The 4,975-nt window shown below is 70.3% G+C and carries 4 protein-coding genes; 3 read left to right on the forward strand and 1 reads right to left on the reverse strand.

The annotated features are described in order from the left end of the window. Positions 1 to 522 (forward strand): hypothetical protein (locus ROTAS13_RS27345; RefSeq protein WP_216348690.1); only part of this gene is annotated, 522 nt, incomplete at its 5' end. 376 nt (positions 523 to 898) lie between these two features. Here the strand turns inward: ROTAS13_RS27345 and uvrB are convergent. Further along, positions 899 to 3,106 carry an excinuclease ABC subunit UvrB gene (gene uvrB, locus ROTAS13_RS19135; protein WP_371329205.1) on the reverse strand — a complete coding sequence of 736 codons (2,208 nt, stop codon included), beginning with the start codon at positions 3,104 to 3,106 and terminating at the stop codon, positions 899 to 901. Positions 3,107 to 3,393: 287 nt separating this feature from the next. Between uvrB and ROTAS13_RS19140 the strand changes: the two genes are divergently transcribed. Together ROTAS13_RS19140 and ROTAS13_RS19145 are read left to right on the forward strand one after the other, a co-directional pair. Continuing rightward, positions 3,394 to 3,624 carry a hypothetical protein gene (locus ROTAS13_RS19140; protein ID WP_019462882.1) on the forward strand — a complete coding sequence of 77 codons (231 nt, stop codon included), beginning with the start codon at positions 3,394 to 3,396 and terminating at the stop codon, positions 3,622 to 3,624. A gap of 215 nt (positions 3,625 to 3,839) precedes the next feature. After that, complete coding sequence (locus ROTAS13_RS19145; protein ID WP_058390223.1) at positions 3,840 to 4,865, forward strand: amino acid ABC transporter substrate-binding protein; 1,026 nt, start codon at positions 3,840 to 3,842, stop codon at positions 4,863 to 4,865. The last annotated feature ends 110 nt before the right edge of the window (positions 4,866 to 4,975 follow it).

Genomic DNA, 4,975 nt, shown 5'->3' on the forward strand with positions numbered 1-4,975 from the left:
GCGCTGGTGATCGTGCTGGGCTTCGCGCCGGCTTGGCTGGCGGAGCGTGGCTATGGCGTGGCCGGGGCGGGATGGGTGGCGAGCCTCGCGGGCTGGGGGGCGGTGCCGCTGCTGCCCTTCGGCGGCTGGGCGGCGGCGCGGGCTGGCTCGGTGCTGCGCTTCTCGGCGGGGGTGGCGGCGCTGATGGCGGCGAGCGTCGCCTTCCTGCCGGTGGCGCCCCTGTCGCTGCTGCTGCTCTACGGGTTGCTCGGCGGGCTGGCGGGCGGGCCGATGGTGTCGCTGCCTGCGACCATCCTGCCGCCGGAGCGCCGCTCCCTGGGGCTGGGCGTGTTCTACACCGTCTTCGGGCTGGGCATGGCCGGGCTGCCGGCGCTGGCCGGGCGGGTGCGGGACCTTTCCGGCAATGCCTTCGCGCCGCTCGGCTTCGCGGCGCTGCTGCTGGGTGCCTCGGTGCTGTCGGTGCTGGGCTTCGGCCTGCTGCGGGACAGGCTGCTGCGGCCGGGACGCGGGGCGGAAGAGTGACGGGGCCGGTTCCGGCATCGCGCTTCGTGGCCGGCCGCCAGGGGAGAGGCGCTGCCTCTCGCCCCGGACCCCCTCTCCGCCGGGGACCGAAGCCGGTCCCCGGACCCCGGGCTTGAGTGGGTGCCGGTGGCTGCCGTTGTTCTTGCCGCCTGATCCCCGGGAGCCGGTGGAGACGCGGGGCTCCCGAACAGAAAAACACCTTGTCCACGCGGGTGGCACCGGCAGTCCGCCGGAGAGCGATGCTCTCCGGCGCGATCCGTCATCAGCGGGCACCAGTTCATCGGGTCCAGGGCCCGCAGGGTCCTGGCGGATAAGGGGGCCGGGGGAAAAGGCGGAGCCTTGTCCCCCGGGACGGAGCGGCGCCGGATGCGGAAGATCAGCCCTTGCGGGCGGCGGCACGCTGGCCGCGGGAGCGGCCGCCGCGGGTGGTCTTCTTGGGATCGTAGCCGCCGCCGCCGGGGCCGAGGGGCTTGGGGCGCCAGTCGCCCTTGGCGCGGATGTCCTTGGCGTGGGTGACGGGGCCGGCGTCGAGGCCGAGCTCCATGGCTTCGAGGCGCTTGATCTCGTCGCGCAGGCGGGCGGCGGTTTCGAATTCCAGGTCGGCGGCGGCGGCGCGCATGCGGCGTTCGAGCTCGGCGATCGAGGCGCGGAGGTCCTTGCCGACGAATTCCGCCGTCTCGGAGCCTTCGACCGCCTCCACCGTGACGTAGTCCTGCTCGTAGACGGATTGCAGCACGTCGGAGATGTCGCGGCGGATGGTCTGCGGCGTGATGCCGTGTTCCTCGTTGTAGGCCATCTGCTTGGCGCGGCGCCGCTCGGTCTCGCCCAGCGCGTTGTTCAGGCTGTTGGTCATCCGGTCGGCGTAGAGGATGACGCGGCCTTCGGCGTTGCGGGCGGCGCGGCCGATGGTCTGGATCAGCGAGGTGGTGGAGCGGAGGAAGCCTTCCTTGTCGGCGTCGAGGATGGCGACAAGGGCGCATTCGGGGATGTCCAGGCCCTCGCGCAGCAGGTTGATGCCGATCAGCACGTCGAAGACGCCCTTGCGGAGATCACGGATAATCTCGATGCGCTCCAGCGTGTCCACGTCCGAGTGCAGGTAGCGGCACTTGATGCCGGTCTCCGTCATGTACTCGGTGAGATCCTCGGCCATGCGCTTGGTGAGCGTGGTGACGAGGACGCGGCCGCCCTTGTCGCGGATGATGCGGCATTCGGCGAGGAGGTCGTCCACCTGGCCTTCGACGGGGCGGATCTCGCAGACCGGGTCGATCAGGCCGGTGGGGCGGATCACCTGCTCGGCGAAGGTGCCGGCGGCGCGCTCCATCTCCCAGGGGCCGGGGGTGGCGGAGACGAAGAGGCTGGGGGGACGGAAGGTGTCCCACTCCTCGAACTTCAGGGGGCGGTTGTCCATGCAGGAGGGCAGGCGGAAGCCGTGCTCGGCCAGGATGGTTTTGCGCGCGAAGTCGCCCCGGTACATGCCGCCGATCTGCGGCACGGTGACGTGGCTTTCATCGACGACGAGGAGGGCGTTGGCGGGCAGGTACTCGAAGAGGGTCGGCGGCGGCTCGCCGGGGCCGCGGCCGGAGAGGTAGCGGGAGTAGTTCTCGATGCCCTTGCAGACGCCGGTGGTCTCCAGCATCTCGATGTCGAAGGTGGTGCGCTGTTCCAGGCGCTGGGCCTCCAGCAGCCGGCCGGCGTCGTTGAGCTCGGCGAGGCGCTGCTTGAGTTCCGTCTTGATCTGCCTGATCGCCTGGATGAGCGTCGGGCGCGGGGTGACGTAGTGCGAGTTGGCGTAGATGGCGATGCGTTCCATCTCGCCGGAAACCTCGCCGGTCAGCGGGTCGAACTCGCGCAGCCCGTCCACCTCGTCGCCGAAGAGGGAGATGCGCCAGGCCCGGTCCTCCATGTGGGAGGGCCAGACATCCACCGTCTCGCCGCGCACGCGGAAGGTGCCGCGGGCGAAGGCGGCGTCGTTGCGGCGGTACTGGAGTTCCACCAGGGCCTTGAGCAGAGTCTCGCGCGCGATGCGGCCGCCCTGTTCGAGGCGCACGGTCATGTTGCCGTAGGTCTCGACCGAGCCGATGCCGTAGATGCAGGAGACGGAGGAGACGATCACGACGTCGCCGCGTTCCAGCAGCGCCTGTGTGGCGCTGTGGCGCATGCGGTCGATCTGCTCGTTGATCGCGGAATCCTTCTCGATATAGGTGTCGGTGCGCGGGACATAGGCTTCCGGCTGGTAGTAGTCGTAGTAGGAGACGAAGTATTCCACCGCGTTGTCGGGGAAGAAGGACTTCATCTCCCCGTAGAGCTGGGCCGCGAGGGTCTTGTTGGGCGCCAGGATCAGGGTCGGGCGCTGCACGGATTCGATGACCTTGGCCATGGTGAAGGTCTTGCCCGAGCCGGTGACGCCGAGCAGGACCTGGTCGCGCTCCCCCTGCCGCAGGCCGGCGACGAGGTCGGCGATGGCGGCGGGCTGGTCGCCGGCGGGCTGGTAGGGGGATTCCACCCGCAGCGGCTTCTGCGGCTCGGTGGCCGGGCGCTTCGGCGGCTGGAACAGGATGGGGGCGGGGGCGGTCATCAGGTTCATGCTGGGCCTGATCTGGTGCGGGGACACGGGTTTTTCATCGGGCACGGCGCGGCGGAGACGCTCCTCCCGGCCTGCCGGACGTTAATGGGGATACCGCGAACCGCAAGCCCGGGCGCCGTTGGGCGGTCCGGCGGCCTCCGCCGGGAGTGGCGGGGGGCATGACGCCGGAGGGGCCGCACCGGGCGTGTGGCGGGGGGAGACGCCCGCACCGTTCCCATCGGCGCAGCGGTCGGGGCCGGAGCCGGGGCGGGTTCCGGGCAACGGCACGGATAGGACTTGAGGCCGCGATGGCCGTGCCGATAGGCTTTGCCCCCGGGGAGTGGGAGCTGCTGGCGGGAGTGCTGCGAATGCCCTTCGATGGTGCGGGTTTCCGGATGCGTGAAGAGCCACCCGAGCGCTCGAAGGGGCAGGAGCGGTTCTGGGCGGCGATCGTGTTGATCACGGCGGTCCTGCTGCTGGTGCTGCCAGTCTCCGCCCAGGGCTTCATCGACATCGTGCATTACGTGCGGGGGCACTGAGGAACGGTCTGTTCGGGCTCGGCGGTGGCTGTCCGCGCCCGCTCGCGGGACAGAAGCGGCGCGGAGATGGGCGGCGCCACGCGGCAATGCCCGGGGCGTGGGCAGCGGCCGGACGGGGTGGCGCGTTCCAGCACCCTGGAAGCCGGGCGGGCGTGTTGACGGTGCGGGAACAGACTTCGCACTCTTTCCGGGTTCACAACCGGGATGTCGTGACGATGAAGCGCCTTCTTCTTGCCCTGGCCATGTCCGTGGCCGCGCTGCTGACCGGTCCTGGCGCCGCGCGGGCCGGGGCCACGCTGGATGCGGTCCGCGCGCGCGGACAGCTTGTCTGCGGCATCCATACCGGCGTGGCGGGCTTCGCCCTGCCGGACTCCAAGGGCGTGTGGCAGGGACTGGACGTGGACCTGTGCCGGGGCCTGGCCGTGGCGCTGTTCAACGATGCCGGCAAGGTGCGGTTCACGCCGCTGCCGTCCTCCAGCCGCTTCACGGCGCTGGCCTCGGGCGAGATCGACGTGCTGTTCCGCACCAGCACGGAAACGATGCTGCGCGACGTGACACTCGGGCTGCGGGCGATCACGCCGTATTTCTATGACGGGCACGGCTTCATGGTCCGGGCCAATGCCCAGATCTCGAAGGCATCCGAGCTGAACGGCGCCACGATCTGCCTGATCCAGGGCACGACCAACGAGCAGGTGACGGCGGACTATTTCCGCAGCCAGGGCCTGGGTTTCAGCCCGGTGCTTTTCCAGCGCAACGACCAGGCTTCCGACGCGCTGCAGGCCAGTCGCTGCGATGCCTTCGGCACGGATGCCTCGCAGCTCGCCGCCGTGCGGTCATCGATGCCCAATCCCGAGGAATGGAAGATCCTGGGCGAGCGCTTCTCCAAGGAGCCCTACGGCCCCTATGTCCGCCGTGGCGACGACGAGTGGTACGATCTGGTGCGCTGGTACGTGAACGCGGTGATCCAGGCGGAGGAGAGCGGCGTCACCTCCGCCAATGCGGAGGAGGTGAAGCGGACCACCACCAACCCGGACACGCGCCGCCTGCTGGGGGTCACGCCGGAACTGGGACAGTCGCTGAAGCTGGACCCGGACTGGGTGGTGCGCGTGGTGAAGGCAGTGGGCAATTACGGCGAGATGTACGACCGCCACATGGGGCCGAAGACGCCGGTCGGGCTGGCACGCGGGCCGAACGAGCTCTGGACGCGGGGCGGGCTGCTCTATGCGCTGCCGATGCGCTGAGGCTGCGGGCGTTTTGCTTCGAGGCCGGCCGCCGGGGGAGAGGCTCTGCCTCTCCGCCCGGACCCCCTCTCCGCCGGGGACATGGTATGTCCCCGGACCCCGCCTTTCGC

Source organism: Roseomonas sp. TAS13, assembly GCF_001950415.1.
Classification (GTDB): Bacteria; Pseudomonadota; Alphaproteobacteria; order Acetobacterales; family Acetobacteraceae; genus Roseomonas; species Roseomonas mucosa.

Excerpts from the sequence above, each read along its gene's own strand:
- uvrB (WP_371329205.1), bottom strand. The coding sequence starts at position 3,106 with ATGAACCTGATGACCGCCCCCGCCCCCATCCTGTTCCAGCCGCCGAAG.
- ROTAS13_RS19140 (WP_019462882.1), top strand. The coding sequence starts at position 3,394 with ATGGCCGTGCCGATAGGCTTTGCCCCCGGGGAGTGGGAGCTGCTGGCG.
- ROTAS13_RS19145 (WP_058390223.1), top strand. The coding sequence starts at position 3,840 with ATGAAGCGCCTTCTTCTTGCCCTGGCCATGTCCGTGGCCGCGCTGCTG.